Below are 17,485 nucleotides of genomic sequence, written 5' to 3' on the forward strand. Positions count from 1 at the left end.
GGCGAGGGGCGGCAGGGGGTAAGTCGGTTCAGGAGGGCGCGCCGGGGAGCGGAATGATCCGGTAGAATCGCAGGTTCGGCTGGGGCGCAGTGGTGTCTTCGACCTCGATGCGTCCCTGGGCATCCGCCGTGGCGGGATCGCCGAGGGGAAGCCAGGGACCGTTCACGTTATCCGACCACTGGACCTGGTAGGCGACGCCGGGGATGCCGGCGAAACGGATCAGGAACCCATCTTCAGTCGGGACCACGCGGGCGGGATTGTCGCCGGCGGCCTCCGCATCGCGCACGTTGACGAGGACGGTGCCGACGGCCGTTTCGCCGCGGCCATCGGAGAGCAGGTAGGTGAATGAGTCGTCGCCGGAAAAATCGGCTGGGGGCGTGTAGGTGACCACGCCATCGGAGAGGGCCACGGTTCCGCCCGCGGTGCTGGTGGCATCAACGGCCGTGATCGAGAGCGCGTCTCCGTCGGGATCGGTGTCGTTGACGAGGAGTTTGGCGACAAAGACGGCCGACGGCGCGCCTTCGTCGGTCTGGAGCGTGTCGGTGCCTGCGGTGGGAACCCCATTGGCGAGAAGGGTCAGCGCATAGTCTTCGACCTCGCCGTCGGAGGCTTCGCCGAGGGGACTGAGGCCGGCCACGGAACTGAACCGGAACCGGGCGAAGGTGACGCCGCTGACGACGCCGGACGGGACGCTGACGGCCAGGACGTGGGGATTGCCGGCCTCGGACAGGGCGAGGTCGGTGAAGACCTGTTCACCGGCGTCGTTCCAGTCGCCGTCCCGATTCCAGTCGATCCAGGCGTTGAGCGTGCCGGAGCCGGTCACGGTCACGGTCAGATTGACCGCCAGCCCCCCGGGAAAGGAGACGGGGAGCGAGACACCGTCCTCGTCCGCGGTGTCGGCGAGGTCGTCGCCGGTCGCCGTGGCATCGGGTTGTCCGTCCGGTTCGGCATCCAGGGGCACGGTTCCGAGGTGGAGGGTGGCGCCTCCGGGAGGGATGCGATGACGGGCGCCGTCGTGGGCAAGGAGCACGGGATAACTCGAGGCGAAGCCGGACTGGGCGGCGGTGGGGGCGTCGCCGAAATCGAGACCCAGTAGATGGAAGGTGTCCCCGGGCCCGGCAGCGGGCGCGGAATTCCCCGCGAGGTCGGTGGCGGTTCCCGCTGCCAGGGAGAGCCCAAGCGTGCCGACCCCGGACAACCCCGAGAGCGTGACCGTCCGTGCGGCGGCTCCGGAGCCGGTGACCTCGACGGTGGTGGCGGCGGCGGATCCGGTGGTGTTGAGGGTGATGTTCCCGGTAGCGAGACTGACGGAGTGCGCGCCACCGTAGGAAATTGTGTAAGTCACCGGACCCCCGCCGGCCGTGGTCTGGGAAAGGGACGGGGCGCCGATGAGGACCGTGGGCGGGAGGGTGTCGATGGTGACGAAAAGGGCGTCGGACGGGACGCTGGTGCCGGCGCCGGTGGTGGCGGTGGCGGTGATGAGATGGGTGCCGTCGGAAAGGGTGGAGGTGGTGACGGACCAGTTGCCGCTGCCGTCGGCGGGGCCGCTGCCCACTGTGCCGTGGACGCTGCTCGAGACGGTGATCGTGGCACCGGCGGGTCCGGTACCAATGAACGTCGGGGTGTTGTCCGCGGTAATGTTGTCGGTCGAGGACGCGCCGGTATCGCTGGCGGCGGCGAGGTCGGGGGTGGAGGGAGGATTGGGCGGCGGGGGGCGGTAAATGGCGACCATCTGAAAGGTCGCGGAAGTCACCGGGGCGACGATTTGCGTGCGGCCCGTCCCGTCGAGGTTGTAGCGCAACAGGCCCTGGCCTGCCGTTGGGGGGCTCCCGTCGGCGACGTAGAGGTGGTTGTTGACGGTGTCCACGGTCACGCCGCTGGGTTGGGCGAAGTGGGCGGCGTCGGAGGCGAGGGTGACGATGCTCGAGCCGTCGAGATTGGCGGACTTGAGGGCGTCGAGGGAGGACGTGCCACTGCCCTGGGTGAAGTAGAGCTTGCCACCGGCGACCGCCACGTCGGAGTAGGTCGCCGAGGCGGTGGGGGCAATGACCACCGTGCGGCCTGTCCCGTCGAGGTTGTAGCGCAGAATGCCGAGGGTGTCGGCGAGGTAGAGGTGGCTGTTGGCGAGGTCGAGCGCGATGCCGTTGGGCTGGGTGAAGTTGCCGGAGTCCGAGGCGAGGGTGACGATCCCTGAGCCATCGAGATTGGCGGACTTGAGGGCATCGAGAGAGCTCGTACCGCTGCCTTGGGTGAAGTACAGCTTGCCGCCGCCGACGGTCACGCCGTTGTAAAGGGCCGTGGCGGTAGGGGCGACGATCACGGTGCGGCCGGAGCCGTCGAGGTTGTAGCGTACGATCCCCGCGCCGGTGACCGAGGCATCGGCGACGTACACATGGCCGTTGGCGGCGTCGATGGCGAGGCCTCTGGGCTGGATGAAGTTGCCGGAATCGGAAGCGAGCGTGGTCAGGCTGGAGCCATCCAGATTGGCGGACTTGAGGGCATCCAGGGATGCGGTGCCGCTGGCCTGGGTGAAGTAGAGCGTGGCGGCGGCAGCGGGTGTCGCCTGGCTCATCGCCAACAGGAACGCGATGGCGAACAGGAGAAGCCCCGTGGGAGCGCGTTTCTCCGGATCAGGCGGAGTCATGAGGTCGAAGGGAATCGAGGGCATGAATTCGGAGGGCCGAGTTCCACGAGGCCGCAAGGGGGTGGTGCATGGCGTTGTGGACTCGCGGAGCTCGTCCCTCCGGATGAGGGGATGCGTCGAATACGGGATCAGTTCCGCGACGGGAAGATGCCTTCCAGGGCGATGATGAAGGAGACGCACAGGAACGGAGACATGTTGTCATGGGGCTGGCTGCCGCCGGCCAGGCCGATCATGGCGGGGTTCATGGTGCCGTCGGCGGGCTGATCCGAGTAGATGGGGGCGGCGCCGGAGACTTCTGTGGCGGGGAGATGGCCGGCCGGGGCGGCCTGGTCGGCGTTGCTGTGACAGCCCACCGAATGGTTGTGAGCGGGCATTTGGGAGGCCATCAGGGTCACAGACTCAGAGCCGCCGGATTCACCGAGGGTCCGTGGGGTGAGCCCGGGGCCATTGCCGGGATGCATCGGGAGGCGGCCGCGGAGATCCGGCAGGGCGAAGGTGGTACGGCCGTCGCCGCCGTAGGTGGTGCCCAGGAGGGAGAACAGGGCGGCATTCTGGGCGATGGGCAGGAGTTGACCGTCACAGAACGCCCAGCCTCGGGGCGCGAAGTTGCCGGCGAACATGCGGATCTCTCCGATGAGTTGTTCCATGGTAAGCAGGGATGGATGGGGATGGGGATGACGCGTGATGCAACGCACGGAAGACGACCTTCGAAGGAAGGGAAGACCGGCGCTCCTTGGTGGAAACGTATAAGTCCGGGGAACGCACGCCGTGTCGAGTCCTAATTCTCCCGTTTCACGCTTTCCTCCCCGAGATAGGCAAAGGAACTACGTCATCTGACGGAGGAAACAGGGACTGGAACCTCGATGCGGGCGCATGTGCCATGACCGGCGGTGCTGGTGAGATGAAAGCGGCCGCCGAGCTGGGAGATGCGTGAGCGGACGTTTTCGAGGCCGTAGCCCGTCGGGCCTGGGAGGGATGCCGGCGCGGGATCGAATCCCCGGCCGTCGTCGTGGAGTTCGAGCCGGAGTACGGATGGCTGACTCTGGACGACGAAGCGGGCTTCGGTGGCGCGGGCGTGCTTGAGGATGTTGGTGACGAGTTCCTTGATGGCGAGGAAGAGGTGATGGCGTTGGTCGGGGGGGAGCGGGGCGTCGGGGAGGGAGGGAGGGACATGAATCCGGCAGCGGATGCCGGCAGGGGTGAGGGCGTTCTGGACGTGCTGGGAAAGGCGGTGGACGAGGCTTGCGACGGTGTCGTGGCGGGGATGAGCGAGCCAGAGAAGGTCGCGGAGGGCGTGGATGGTCTGGTGGGCATGATGGGACAGGTGCCGGAAACGTTCGTGTAGGGAGTGAGGTTCCACGGGGTCACCACCGCTGAGGTTGGCCATGAGGGAGAGCTGGGTGAGGTTGGCACCGAGGTTGTCGTGCAGATCCTGGGCGATACGGGCGCGTTCGCGGGCGAGGGCGAGGGCCTGTTCGAGCTGCTGGCGTTCGCGCCAGGCACGGGTCCGCCAGCGGAGGAATGCGACGACCGAGAGAACGATGGCCGCGGCGCCGGCGGTCCGGAAGGCGGCGGTTTGATGGAAGGCCGGGGCGAGGTGGAAGGCGAACACCGCGGGGATGTCCTGCCAGACGCCGTGGTGGTTGGCGGCGATCAACTCGAAGCGGTACCGGCCCGGATCGAGATTGGTAAAGAAGGCCTCGCGCCGGGTGCCCAGATCGAGCCATTCCTCGCCGAGCCCGACAAGACGACACCGAAAGCGGGCGTGGTCGGCGCTGACGAAGGTATTGGCCGTGAACTGAAACTCGATGACCCGCCCGCTTCCGGCTGGCAGACGCGGGAGTCCGTCCCGGTGACGGGGCAGCATCGTCGGGGGTGGTGCAAACGGATCACGGGGGAGGGTGTTGTGGACGAGGGTGCCGGTGGCGCGGACCTGTTCGATGACGGAGGCGGGCGGGGCGGATTCCTCGTGATGAAGTGCGGGATCGAAGATGACGACGCCGCGGGTGGTGGGGAACCAGAGGCGCCCGTCACGGGCCCTGAGGCCGGCGGGATAGCTCTTCTGGCCGTTGGTTTCCTCGCTGGGAAGCCCGTCTGCGGTGGTGTACGACACACAGCGGACCTGGTGGGCACGACCTTCGGCAACGGCATTGAGTTCGGCGCGGGCGACCCGGTAGATGCCGCGATCGTGGCTGATCCAGAGCCGGCCGAGGTGGTCTTCGAGGATGAAGTTCACGAGGTTGTCCGGCAGCCCATGCCGGGTGGAGAAGGCGGTGAGCCGATCATGGCGGAGGCGGTTGAGGCCGGAGGCCGTGCCGATCCAGAGGGTGCCATCGGCATCTTCGTGGAGGGCCCAGACGTAGGGATCGGAAAGGCCGTCGGCCGTGTCGTAAGTCCGGAACCCCTCCTGGTCCAGGCGTTGCAGACCCCCTCCGAAGGTGCCGATCCAGAGGGTGCCCGAGGCCTCTTCGTGGAGGGCCCGGACGTCCGGGTGGGCCAGTCCGTCGGCGGTGTTGAAGGTGGTTCGGTACGCCCCCTGGAGGCGGTGCAGGGCGGTTGCGGTGGCCACCCAGAGGGAGCCGTCCTTCGAGGCCAGGAGGGCGCGGATCTTGCCGTCGAACCATTCTCCCGGGAACGGGTGATCGTGAAGCTGGCCATCGCGCAGGGAATGCAGGCCGGAACCTGTGCCGATCCAGAGGGTGCCATCGGGATCGACGGCCAGGGCCCGGATATGAGCGCGAGCGAGTCCGTCCGAGGCGGTCCAGGTTTGTACGGTGCCCTCGTCCAGGCGGGCGAGGCCGCCATCGGTGCCGATCCAGACGGCATCGTCGGAGGTCTGGCAGAGGGTCCAGGTGTTGTCATGGGGAAGACCGGCGAGAACCGTGCGGGTGGTGACCCGTCGCGGTTGCCAGCGCCAGAGGCCGCTCCAGCCGGTTCCCATCCAGAGGTTGCCCTCGCCGTCTTCATGGAGGCACATCACACCGTCCGGGCCGTCGGGCAGATCAAGATCGAGAGGCTGAACGGAGCCGTTCCGGACGCGGCGAATCCGATCTCCCGTCGCGGAGAGCCAGACATCGCCGCGGCTGTCTTCCAGGATGACCTGGGGTCCCTGAGTGATGGGAAAGGTGTCCGAGGCGGGATGGCGTTCCCACCGCCCCTCTCGGAGCCGGCCTAGCCATGCGTTGGTGCCGTGGTAGGCCTTGGCCGGATCCAGATCGGTGAACAGCGCCCAGAGATCTCCGGCCCGGTTGCGATGCAGCGCGACCGTGGGAAGGAGGTGGCCGGGTGGACGCGGGACGGGATCGGCGGGTTCGGCGCGGGCATGCCCGGGATCCAGCCGGTAAAGCCCGGCCATGGTGCCGATCCAGAGCGTTCCCGCGGGGCATTCGTTCAGGGCAAAGATGGCATGGCCCGGGTCCAGTCCGATCTCCTCACCGAACCACTCCGACCGATCACGGTTGGTGTGGGCGAGAATCCCCTGGGCGCCGCTCCAGACCCCTCCCTTGCGGCTGGGTTCGAGGCACAGGACCGCGCCGGGTCGCCAGCCCTCCGAGCGTCGCCAGGCACGGAACCGGTATTCCGAGTAGAGGAGCAGGCGATCGCGGGCACCGATCCAGAGGTGGCCGTCGAAGTCCTCCGCCAGGTGATGCAGGTGTTCGTCCTCGATCTCCGGAGCGTGAATCCGCTCGAAATTGACGAAGCGCAATCCGTCGAACCGCGCCACCCCGCGCTGGGTGACGACCCAGAGGGAACCGTCCCGTGTCTGAAGAATGGAGCGCACCTCGTTGTCGGGCAGGCCGTGTTCCTTGGTGTAAGGACGAGGCAGAAACTCGTCGGCGAGCCGTGTCCGCGGGGGCTCGGAGGAGAAGGCGGCAGGGAGGATGCCAAGGAGCGCGGCAAGCCGGAGGGGGCAGGTTGTCCGCCGAGCCGGGATCATCGCGGGAGATTCGCGGACCCGCGAGCCGGCAGGCAACCCAAACAGGCCGGCAGCACGGGTCGTCGGGAGCGGTCAGTGAGGCGGTGCCTTCGAAGTGTCCTGGGCCAACAGCACGCGGTGCAGCTCGCGACGCGGGGTGGGGGTGGGCGGCACCCCGGCGCCGTACCCGAGACGAAGCAGCACCTGGGGATGGCCTTCCCGACCCGCAAGCTGGGCCACCCGGGATCGCAGGGCATCGATCTCGATGGGTTGATTGAGATGCGAGACCGCGATTCCCGCCGACTGGGCGCGGAGCAGGACGCTTTGCAGAGCCTGTCCCGCCGCCATCCAGGCGCGGGGATCGTCCTCGGCGGTGCCCAGGACAGCAAGGGCGGGCGAGTGAACGGCGATGTCGGCATCGCGGGCGGCCTGGCCCTTCCCACGGTCGAAGGTCCGGATCAGGGCGGGTCCGGCGAAGGCCATCCAGTCATGGATGCCGAGTTCGCGGACCGGGATGCCATCGGGCCGGGATTCGTCGGAACGAAGCCACTCGGCGAGTTCGCGACGGAACGCAGGGTCGGCCCATTGGAGCCGGTCGGCTTCCGAGATGAGTTCCGCGAGGGCGTGGCGACCGTCTTCGGCGTCGATGACGGACAACCAGGCCCCTTCCCGGGAGGCGGCCTGGGCAAGTTCCCCGGGAAGGTCGCGGGGCAGAGGGTCCGGTTGGAACGGGCCGCGATGGGTGCGGCGGCGGGTCAGGGCGTGGAAAAGCAGGACGTCCTCCGCGCTGGTGTCGATGCTGGCATGAAGCGTGAAGCGGGCGAGGAAGGTTCGATGGGCGGGGTCCGGAAGGATGTCGGCGGTCCAGCCCTGCCCGAAGTACTCGGCGGCCACGCGGAGATTGAACAGGGCCGCCGCACAGGCGAGGTGAAGCTGACGGCCGTGCGGGTCCACGACGCGGAGGAGCCGGCCGGGGTCGGCAAGGATCTCGACGTCGTTGTAGTTGAGGCGGAAGAGCCAGGGCTGGGTGTTGTGCGGCGACGGCGCGAGGATGGCGTAGCGGAGGAGAAACTCGAGTCGGTCCGACAGAAAGCCGTCGCTGGGAAACGCTTCCGCGGGGATGGCCCAGGCCTGAAGGTGCGCGTTCATGGGGCGGGAGGGTTGAACCCTTTTTCCGCCGCCCGGAAGGTTTGAACAAGCAGTCTGGGGCGAAACGGGGACGAGTCGGGAAGGCGTGCCCCGACGGCGGCGGGGCTCAGCCGCAGCAGTTGGAGCGTCTGCAGCACGAATGACCCGAACTCGGCGCCGGTTCGGCCGAGCGGGTTCCCATCAGGCCCAGACCACCGGAGACGACCCGTCGGATCGGTTCGCCGGTCTCGGGATGCCGGGTCAGGGGCTCGTCCTTCATGCTTTGCCGGATCTCGACATGGCGGGGGGCATCGCCGGGGTTCTGTGGGACGATCTCGTACACGTAGGTGGTCATGGTCAGCCTGGGCAATGAAAGGGTTTCAGGTGGCCGGCCCCGGGGCGCGGCGCGAAGGGTAGATACCCATGAAGGGCCCCGGGGGTCAACCGGGGGATCACCCCCCTTGCTGACGCCGATCCCGTGCATCCCGGAGTCGTGGGTGAGGAGGCAACGAATCGGAGGGACGAGCTCTGCGAGTCCCCAATGAAGAGGTGCGCCTGCGGGATCGATGACGAGTACGAGTACCGCCCTTCGGGCTGAGTACGAGTCATGCGAGGGGTGGTTTGGGCGGGTTCCAAGAGTTCTGGGAATGTCGGATGCGCCGCTCTTCGGGAGCGGGTTGAAGGTCGGCGTTGATCAAAAGCCTCAGGTCATCCTTGGGGACCATGCCAAAGACCCTGCCCGCCCTCCCGGGCGCATCGGACGCATCTGGGAACACGGAAAACCATTGACAGCCGTTTTCCGTTTTCGGATACGAGCCGATGAAATGCCCGGGCTGCCTCAACCTTTGCGCTTCGTCGTTCAAAGGGCAGCGCCCCGGCGGCGGCGGCTGGGGAATTGGGGAGTCGGGTCCCGTGTTTCGAATCGTCCTCCGGATGCCTTCACGCTCATCGAACTGCTGGTGGTGATCGCAATCCTTGCGATCCTGGCCAGTCTGCTCCTTCCCGCCCTCGGCCGGGCCCGCCACACCGCCCACGGCGTCCAGTGCCTCAGCAATCAGCGACAGATCACCCTTTCCCACCGCCTCGCCCTCGATGAGGACCCCGGGGATCGGCTGGATGAACCGGCGGTGGCGGATTGGTACTTTGCGACGGTGGGACGCGGGAAGGTGTGGATCTGCCCCAGTGCACCTCCGCGCCTGGACCGGCAGGCGCCTTTTGGCCCCTACTGGGGGCGCGTCGATCAGGCCTGGGGGAACGGCGCGTGGCGACTGCGTCCGGGTACGCCCGTTCCGGATCCGGACCATGTGACCGTCGGCAGTTACGGCCTCAATCTCCATCTGTTCCGGACTTTCGATCAATTCCACGAACCCGCCTACGGAAGCATGCTGACCGTCCCGATCCCGACGCATTCCTTCATGACCGAACTCGGGATCCTTCAGCCCTCGAACACCCCATTGCTGTCCGATAACATTGCGTCGAGTTACCTTCCCCAGCCAAGACCACAGCCCGGCCCGGAGTTCCCGCCGACCTGGAAACATGTTCCGGATGTCCACCCCATGGTTTCCTTGCCCGGCTTGGGGACTTCAAGCACGGGGATCGATCGCACGCTTCTCTGCCGTCACGGGCGGCGTCCGGCCCGGATCCCGGAACGTTGGGAACCCGGGCAGCGCCTGCCCGGGGCTTCCAATGTGGGCTTCTTCGACGGCCATGTCCGTCAGGTACCCCTTGAGGCGATGTGGAATGTTCGCTGGCATCGGTCTTATGAACCGGTCTCCAGGCGTCCGATGAGACCGGCTCAGTGACTCGTTCTCCCGTCGTCCAAGGCGCAAGGCCATGCTCCACAAGAGGCCTGTAAGGATTGGACTGGATCAGGCTGGGCAGGGGCCGCTTGCCACGGGACGGTGCGGTGTGCGTTTCTCGGCTCGATCCGACCCGTGCGGGACGGAGTCTTGCCCATGGAAATCGTCCTCGCCCTGGCGGCCGGTGTGAGTCTGCTCCTGCTGGCGTGGCAGCACCGCGTCGCGCGGGCGTTTCCGGTGCACGAACGTCGGGTGCCACTCGAGGGCAGCGAGGCGGTGACGATTCTCAAGCCGCTGCGGGGGGTGGATGCGACGACACGGGAATGCCTCGAGAGCTGGGTGCGGCAGGAGCATGAGGGTCCGATGCAGATCCTGTTCGGCGTGGAATCCGCGGAGGATCCAGCAGTCGCCCTTGTGGAAACCCTGCGGACGGACCATCCGGACCGCGACATCCGGATGGTCGTCTGCCCGGAACGGCCGGTGCCGAACCCGAAGGTGGCGATGCTGCTGCAGATGGAGTCGTGCGTGACGACGCCCTGGGTGGTCATTGCCGATGCCGACGTGCGGGCGCCGGCGGACCTGCTGCGTCAGGAGCTGTCCCGGCTTCGGAATCCGTCGGTCGGCCTGGTGTATTGCCTGTTCAGGGTGGTGTCGCGCGACGGCTGGCCGGGGCGGGTCGAGGAACTCCTGGTCAATGCGGACTTCTGGGGTCAGGTGCTTCAGGGACGTTCCCTTGGCCGGATCCAGTTCGCGCTGGGCGCGGTCGTGATGACCCGCCGGTCGGCGCTGGCCTCGATCGGCGGACTCGCCCGGGTGGGGCACCATCTCGCCGATGACTATGAACTGGGCCGTCGCATGGGCCGGGCGGGGTTGAGGGTCGAACTCGCGACCGTGGTGGTCGATTGCCTCGTTCCTCCCGGACTGTCCTGGGGAACGGTCTGGCGCCGGCAGCTTCGGTGGGCGCGGACGATCCGGTTCTGCCAACCCGTGCCCTATGCCTTCAGTATTCTGGCCAACGCGACCCTTTGGCCCGTGCTGTGGGGGATCGCCATGGCGGGGTCCTCTCTGGCGCCAGGATTGCTGCTGGCGGCCACGCTGCTGAGGCTGGCGGTTGCCCGGGGTTTGCATCGCCGGATGACGGGTGGCCGTTCGGGGGCCGGGATCGTGTGGTGCATGCCGGGCATCGATCTGCTGCGGGCGGTGATTTGGGCCTTCGCGTGGATCGGACGGGGAGTGGTCTGGCAGGACCGGAGGTACCGGGTGACGGCAGGCGGGCGCCTGGTTGCCGTGGGATCGGGATCGGCGCGGCGGAGATCCCGGCCCACCGAGGCGCCGGCATGCGTTGCGGCGACCGCCCGGCGGGAAACTCGCACAGGGGATGTTCTTACAGGTCCTGGTACCGGATCAACGTGACGCCCTTATCGACCAGGGCCTGGCGCACGAGCGGGCTGACCAGGGCCTCGAACTCGGTCCGCGGTGGGGCGAGATCCGGGTGGCAATACAACTCGTGATCCCCCTCCGGCAGGGTCGCCAGGAGGCGCAAGAGATACGGCTCGTCCACCCTTCCGCTCTGAAGCAGGCCGTACACGGAGTCCGGATGCCGGATGCCGGCCGCCGCGAGGCGCGGTGCGGCACGGCGGGCGAGGGCGCCGAAGGCGGTCGCCAGCAGGACGCGGGAGAGGAGGCGTCCGGAGGCCAGCCGCAGGTTGTGCCGTAGGGGATCGCGGACCAGGCGCATGTGCCGGATGCGCCAGCGGTCCCGGTTGACCATGAGAAGGTCGAACACCACCGGGTGAAGGTGGAGGTTCAGGTGTCCATCGAGATGATCGAGCGTCAGGCCGGTGGAATGGAACCGTTCGAACTGCGCCCCGATCTCGGCCTCGAGTTCCGGGCGCAGCCGCCGGTCCTGCCAATACCGCCACCCGGTCCGGAATCCGCTTTCAGGGAAACGTCCCCGCCAATCCACGAGGCCCGGAATCCGCGCGGCGGGGAGGGTGGCGGCGGACTGGACCAGGGCGAGGTGAAGTCCGACTCCCAACCCCGGTCGGGCCCGGGCAATCTCCACGGCCTCCTCGAATCCGGCTCCGTTGACCAGGAGGCTCGCGGAGGTCAGTACGCCGCGGTCATGGGCGTCGCGCACGGCGGCGTTCACCGAGGCGCTGACGCCGAAGTCATCCGCGTTCACGATCCAACGCCGCCGTCCCAAGGCCGCCATGGGCGGAATGAATCACGGGGCCGGGTGGGAGCGAAGCGAATTGGCGACGGACCAGCCAAGGGGACTGGGGCTTCGCCGCTTGCCACCGATGGAGCCGGGGCCCTTGAATGCGCTGGTGTCGAGCGAGGACCGTTGGGACACGCTGGTGATTGGAGGCGGGCCGGCGGGGAGCACGGCGGCGACGTTCCTGGCGAAGGCCGGGCGGCGGGTGCTGGTGCTCGAACGGGAACGCTTTCCGCGCTTTCACATTGGCGAGTCGCTCCTGCCCTACAACCGCGGGATCTTCGAGGCGCTGGGGGTTCTGCCGCAGCTCGAAGCGGCCGGGTTCCAGCGGAAATACGGCGCCCAGTTCCATCTTGGCAACGGCTCGACGGGCACGGCCTTCGTCTTTCGGGAAGGCTGTTTCACCCGCGAACCCGAGGCGTTCCAGGTGGACCGGGCGACATTCGACACCGTGCTGCTGCGGCATGCCGAGTCGTCGGGCGCGGTCGTGAGGGAGGCGTGGACGGTGCGCCGATTCGATGAGGATTCTGAGGGCGTGACCGTCGAGGCCGCCGATGATCGGGGGCGCACCGTCCGGTTGACGGCGGACTGGCTCATCGATGCCAGTGGACGGGGCAACGTGACCGGCAACCAGGAGGGACTCCGGATCGTCCATCCGCGGCATCGCAAGGTCGCCATCTTCGGCCATTTCTCCGGCGTGCGGCGCGACCCGGGTCCGTCCGGCGGGGACACCGTCATCATCCGGCTCGCGGACGCCTGGTTCTGGATCATTCCGTTGTCGCCCGGGCGGACCAGCGTCGGCCTGGTCGTCGAGGCCTCGAGGCTGGGCGGGGACGTGAGGCCGGCGGATCTGTTCCGGGCATCGATCGACCGCTCGCCTCCGATGCAGGAACGCATGGGAGACGCCGTGTCGCTGGGGGCGCTGCAGACCACGGCGGACTTCTCGTACGTCAACCGGCGCCTGGTCGGCCGGAGGCTGCTGCGGGCGGGCGATGCGGCGGGATTCATGGACCCGATCTTCTCGGCGGGGGTGTATCTCGCGATGTTCTCCGGGAAACTGGCGGCGGAGACGCTGCTCGATTGCGCGCGGCGACCGGGCGGGCGGGAGCGGAGTCTGGTCCGGTACGAACGCCGGGTGATGGGGGCCATGCGCTTCTACTGGCGGATGGTCGAGGCCTTCTACACGCGGCCGTTCATGGAGCTGTTCCTGCAACCGCGTCATCGCCTTCAGTTGCCCGGCGCGGTCAACGCCTTCCTGGCGGGGGAACTGGAGGGCAACTGGACGATTCGCTGGCGGTTGCGCCTGTTCTTCCTGCTGGTCCGCCTCCAGCGGCGCTGGCCGCTGGTCCCGAGACTCACCTTTGACTGACGCCGTTTCCAAGCCGTTCCGCCGATCCGCCGTCCGTCCTCTGGCGCGGCGCGCGCTGTTGCGGGCGCTGGTCGCCGCGCCCTTCGCGGCGCTGGCGGGCTGCCGGACCTGGCAGCCGGATCCCATCGACCTGACCGCTGCGGACTGGCAGTCCCACCGGGGCCTTGCGGTGTGGAAGCCGGCGGGGGCGGACCTCGAATGGACCGGCGAATTCCTCGCGGCGTCCGCCCCGCCCCGCCGTGCGTACATCCAGTTCGCCAAGGGACCCCTCACCCTGGTCGAGGCGCGATCCGACGGCGACCGCTGGAGGGCGAACCGGCCCGGATTCCCGCCCATTGGGGGGAGCCGCGGGGTTCCGGACCGGGGAGTGTGGACGGCGCTGCTCCGGGTGCTGGCGGGCGGTGCGCCGGGGGATCCATGGGACTGGACGGGTTCGATCGAGGGGGAATGGCGGCTGGAACATCGCACCACGGGCGAATGGCTGATGGGGACCCGCCTTCCATGAGAGGCTGGCGATGGCTGATCGGCGGGGCGTTGGGGCTGCTGCTGGCGGCGGGGCTGCTTCGATTACGGCTCGACACGGACGTGCTCGGGCTGCTTCCCGACGATCTTCCGACCGTGGCGGCGCTGAAGCTGCAGGATCGACACTTCACTCCCCAGCGCGACCTCGTGCTGGGAATTGAAGGGGACGATCCGGACGTCAACCGGGAAGCCGCACGGACCGTGGCCGAGGCCCTGAGGGGCGTTCCGGGACTGGTCCGATGGGCGGTCTGGACCGCCCCCTGGGAGGAACATCCCGAGGACGCCATCGAGACGGTGGCCTTCGCATGGCTGCAGGGCGAACCCGCGGAGGTCGAACGCCTCGTCGCCCGCCTGGCCCCGGACCCGTTGGCGGCAACGCTTGCCGCCGCGCGTCGGGAACTGGCTACGGCGCTGTCCCCGGACCTCCTCGCCCGGCGCGGGTACGATCCCATGCGGCTCCTCGAGGGACCGGGCGGGGATGAAGGAGCGGGGCCGATACCGCTTCGCTTCGCCCGGGACGATGGCCGGTGGCGATGGGTGCATGTCACGCCGCCGGCGCGGCTCGCCGGATACCGGGAGACCCGCGAATGGCTCCGGCAGGTGCGTTCGGTGGTGGACGGCGTGCGGCAAAGCGGCTTCCCGGAGGAGGACCTGCAGTTCCGGTACACGGGCGGGCCCGCCTTCACGGCCGAGATCTCCGCGGGGATGGAACGGGACATGCGACGCTCCGCCCTGGGTACGGCGGCGTTCATTGCGATCGCCTTCGGCTGGATGCATCGGCGCCTCCGACCGCTGGCCTGGCTTCTCGCGCTGCTGGCACTCACCCTCGTGGCCACGCTGTCGGCGGGCGGCCTGGTGCTCGGACGGCTCAATGCGGTGAGTCTCGGATTCGCGGCCATCCTGCTCGGCCTGGCCGCGGACTTCGGCCTGGTGCTGTACCAGGAGGCGGCGGCGCATCCGGAGGCGGCGCCCGATACCGTTCGGCGCCGGGTGGGGCCGGGCATCGCGTGGGCGGCGGCCACCACGGCGGCGGCCTTCGGGATGCTGGGCTTCAGCGGCCTGCCCGGGCTGGTCCAGTTGGGCGTGCTGGTGGCGGGCGGAGCCCTGCTGGGCGCGGGAATCCTGCTCGCGTTCTATCCCGGACGGATCCGGGTGGATCGAAGTCATGCGCCGCCCGGGCGCGGACTGCACCTGCCGGACCGGGCGGCATGGGTGTTGACGATCCTGCTGCCGGTGGTCGCCGGAGGGGTTCTCGCGGTGGCCGGCTGGCCGCGAATCGATCGCACGGCCGATCCCCTGCGCCCCGGCCGCAGCGAGGCGCAGGACGCATGGGATGAGATGGCCCGGGCGCAGGGCACCGACTGGACGCGGGTCCGATGGTTGGTGGCGTCGGGGCCGGATGTGGGATCCGTCGCGGCGCAATTGCGGGTTGCCGAACGCCGTTTGGAGGATGCTGCCCGGGCCGGAGCGTCGATCCGCCACCAGCTTCCGACGGCGCTGTGGCCGGATCCCGAACGCCAGGCGATCAACCGTCCCCGCCTCGCCGCGCTGGGGCTCGAGCGGGAACGCCTTCGCTCCGCCGTGCTGGAGGCGGGATTCACCGAGGAGGCGTTCCGGACGGCGGACGCGCTCCTGGAGTTCTGGGTCCGCGCGGCTCCGGATACCGGTGTGACCTGGCCCGCAGGCGACTCGAATGCCTGGCTGCTGTCCCGGTTCACCGCGCGGGACCCGACGTCCCGAACCGGCGACGTGTGGCTGGCGTTGGGCATGGTGCAGTCCGATCCGGGCCCGGGGATGGGCGAATGGCAGGCGCCGTTGCGGAGCGACGGGATTTCGATCGGCGGCTGGGAGAGCCTGGGTGAGGAATTGATCGACCGGGTGGCCTCGCGACTGGTCTGGGTCGGGGGGCTGTGCACGCTGGTCTGGGCGATCCTTCTGTGGCTGGCGTTTCGGTCCGTGCTCGGCGTGGTGCTGGCAGCGGCCGGGGTGGGGGGCGGCACGCTGCTGTTGCTGGCCTGGATGGCCGTGGCGGGTTGGGAATGGAACCTGATGAACCTGATGGCCCTGCCGCTGCTCGTGGGGGCGGGCACCGACTACGCCATCCATCTGCAACTGGCGTTGCGGCGGCACGGCGGGGACCTGGCGGCGGTCCAGCGCACCGTCGGCCGGGCCATCCTGCTTTGCGCCGCCACCACGGCGGTTGGATTCGCCTCCCTGTCGGGATCGAACAACGCCGGGCTGGCGAGTCTGGGAAGCGTCTGCGCGGCCGGGTTGATCTGCATTTATCTCGTCTCCGGCCAACTGCTCCCCGCGTGGTGGCGCCGGTGGCATCGGAAGGCGGATCCGCGCCCTTCGGAGTTGTATGGCCCGCGAACCTGGCGGGCCGCGTGCCGGCTGGCGCGGACGTTCCCCCGCCCGTGGCTGCGACGGGCGGCGGCGGTGGTGGCGCTGACCTACGCAGCCCTCCGACCGGGACGACGTCGCGTGGTGGCCGGGAATCTCCTTCCCCTGGTGAATGGCGACGTCCGGGCCGCCCGGCGAGCGGCCTGGCGGGTGTTTGCGCGGTTCGGTGGAAAGCTGGTGGACCTGTGGGGCTGCGAATCGGGTGCAACCGTGGACCGCTGGTTCGCCACGTTCTCCGGGTGGGAGCACCTGGTGGCGGCCCGGGAACGGGGGCGGGGCGTGCTCCTCGTGACCCTGCACGTGGGCAACTGGGAACTGGGGGCGCCGTTGCTCGCCTCGCGCGGCATTCCTGTGGTGGTCATCAGCGGCCCGGAACCGGGAGCGGGGTTCACCGAACACCGCCGAGCGGCCCGGGCGCAGCGGGGGATCGAGACGGTGATCGTCGGCGAGGACCCGTTCGATGCGGTCGAAATCAGCCGTCGGCTGCGGGACGGCGCCGTGGTGGCCCTGCTCATGGACCGGCCGCCACCCGCCCGGTCCGTGGCGGTGCAGTGGTTCGGCCGTCCCTTTGCCGCGTCGGTGGCGGTCGCCGAACTGGCCCGCGCCACCGGTTGCACGGTGCTGCCCACGGTGATGGTCGAGGTCGAGGGCCGGTACGCCGCCCAGTTGTATCCGCCGGTGCCCTACGATGCGGCGTCCCTGCGCCCGCGCGAAAACCAGGGTCGGTTCACGGAGGACATCCTGCGTGCCTTCGAGCCCGCGCTGCGGCAGCATCCGGACCAATGGTTTCACTTCGTTCCCGTCTGGCCGTCCTCGCCCTGACCGTGACGGCGTCGCTGTCCGGCGTCGCCGGGGCGGCCACGGAGGACTGGGTGGAACGCTGGCTGGAACGGCGGCGGGAGGTTCGGACGTGGTCGGCCGGGTTCACCCAGACCCGCAGCTTCAAGGCGCTCGCCCAACCGCTGGTCACGACCGGTCGGGTCTGGTTCGCCACCCCCGACCGGTTCCGCTGGGAATTGGGCGAGCCGGTCGAATCGGTGGCTGTGCGCCAGGGGGACGGGATCGTCCTGCTCTACCCGCCGCTCGGCCGGGCGGAACGCTACTCCCTCACGGGCGAAGGTCCGTGGCGTCAGGCGGTTGCCCTGCTCGAGGCCGGGTTCCCGGATTCCCGCGAGGCGTTCCGGCGCCGGTTCCGGGTGGCGTCGCAACGGGTCGAAGGGGATCAGGTGACCCTGCTGCTCGAACCTCGGACCGCCGCCGGCCGCCGCTGGCTCAGCCGCCTTCGAATCGTGCTGGCCGTCGCGGATCTCGAACTGCGGTCGGCGGAGATGCATTTCGCGGACGGTTCGTCGCTGCTCAATGAGTTCAGCGGCGGCCGGATCAATCCGTCACTGGATCCCGACCTGTTCTCGCTGGAACTGGACCCCGCCATTCGCGTGGTCGAACCGCAGCGTCGGGAGGGGCCGTGAACGGGGAGCCGCCCGGC

Annotated in this window: 12 protein-coding genes; 6 read left to right on the forward strand and 6 right to left on the reverse strand. The window is 68.9% G+C overall.

Annotation, left to right across the window (positions count from 1 at the left end; all coding sequences use genetic code 11):
- Nucleotides 1–28: 28 nt before the first annotated feature.
- The 5 genes from KF833_08845 to KF833_08865 form a co-directional block, all read right to left on the reverse strand.
- Nucleotides 29–2,668: a cadherin-like domain-containing protein gene (locus KF833_08845; GenBank protein ID MBX3745405.1), complete on the reverse strand. Its 2,640-nt coding sequence runs from the start codon at nt 2,666–2,668 to the stop codon at nt 29–31.
- Nucleotides 2,669–2,772: 104 nt separating this feature from the next.
- The gene (locus tag KF833_08850; GenBank protein ID MBX3745406.1) at nt 2,773–3,291 is read right to left on the reverse strand and encodes a phage tail protein; all 519 of its coding nucleotides are present in this window, start codon (nt 3,289–3,291) and stop codon (nt 2,773–2,775) included.
- A 182-nt stretch (nt 3,292–3,473) separates the two neighbouring features.
- Nucleotides 3,474–6,581 carry an ATP-binding protein gene (locus KF833_08855; protein MBX3745407.1) on the reverse strand — a complete coding sequence of 1,036 codons (3,108 nt, stop codon included), beginning with the start codon at nt 6,579–6,581 and terminating at the stop codon, nt 3,474–3,476.
- Nucleotides 6,582–6,653: 72 nt separating this feature from the next.
- Nucleotides 6,654–7,709 carry a nitroreductase family protein gene (locus tag KF833_08860; GenBank protein MBX3745408.1) on the reverse strand — a complete coding sequence of 352 codons (1,056 nt, stop codon included), beginning with the start codon at nt 7,707–7,709 and terminating at the stop codon, nt 6,654–6,656.
- Nucleotides 7,710–7,815: 106 nt separating this feature from the next.
- On the reverse strand, nt 7,816–8,043 hold the full coding sequence (locus tag KF833_08865; protein ID MBX3745409.1) for a zinc ribbon domain-containing protein: 228 nt from the start codon (nt 8,041–8,043) through the stop codon (nt 7,816–7,818).
- A gap of 469 nt (nt 8,044–8,512) precedes the next feature.
- Between KF833_08865 and KF833_08870 the strand changes: the two genes are divergently transcribed.
- A complete protein-coding gene (locus KF833_08870; GenBank protein MBX3745410.1) occupies nt 8,513–9,490 on the forward strand; it encodes a prepilin-type N-terminal cleavage/methylation domain-containing protein in 978 nt (325 codons plus the stop codon).
- Between the two features lie 153 nt (nt 9,491–9,643).
- A complete protein-coding gene (locus tag KF833_08875; GenBank protein ID MBX3745411.1) occupies nt 9,644–10,900 on the forward strand; it encodes a glycosyltransferase in 1,257 nt (418 codons plus the stop codon).
- Here KF833_08875 and hpnK read toward each other — a convergent pair.
- A complete protein-coding gene (gene hpnK, locus KF833_08880) occupies nt 10,872–11,702 on the reverse strand; it encodes a hopanoid biosynthesis-associated protein HpnK (protein MBX3745412.1) in 831 nt (276 codons plus the stop codon). The two genes, KF833_08875 and hpnK, sit on opposite strands and share 29 nt — an antisense overlap.
- 88 nt (nt 11,703–11,790) lie before the next feature.
- Between hpnK and KF833_08885 the strand changes: the two genes are divergently transcribed.
- From KF833_08885 to KF833_08900, 4 genes are read left to right on the forward strand one after another with little or no spacing between them, the layout of a single operon-like run.
- Entirely contained in the window at nt 11,791–13,074 is a 1,284-nt protein-coding gene (locus KF833_08885) for a tryptophan 7-halogenase (protein MBX3745413.1), read from the forward strand.
- Nucleotides 13,067–13,579: a hypothetical protein gene (locus KF833_08890; protein ID MBX3745414.1), complete on the forward strand. Its 513-nt coding sequence runs from the start codon at nt 13,067–13,069 to the stop codon at nt 13,577–13,579. The genes KF833_08885 and KF833_08890 overlap by 8 nt, the downstream gene beginning before the upstream one ends.
- The gene (locus tag KF833_08895; protein ID MBX3745415.1) at nt 13,576–16,821 is read left to right on the forward strand and encodes an MMPL family transporter; all 3,246 of its coding nucleotides are present in this window, start codon (nt 13,576–13,578) and stop codon (nt 16,819–16,821) included. The genes KF833_08890 and KF833_08895 overlap by 4 nt, the downstream gene beginning before the upstream one ends.
- The gene (locus tag KF833_08900) at nt 16,782–17,468 is read left to right on the forward strand and encodes an outer membrane lipoprotein carrier protein LolA (protein ID MBX3745416.1); all 687 of its coding nucleotides are present in this window, start codon (nt 16,782–16,784) and stop codon (nt 17,466–17,468) included. The genes KF833_08895 and KF833_08900 overlap by 40 nt, the downstream gene beginning before the upstream one ends.
- Nucleotides 17,469–17,485 lie beyond the last annotated feature (17 nt).

Source organism: Verrucomicrobiia bacterium (assembly GCA_019634625.1).
Taxonomy (GTDB): domain Bacteria; phylum Verrucomicrobiota; class Verrucomicrobiia; order Limisphaerales; family CAIMTB01; genus CAIMTB01.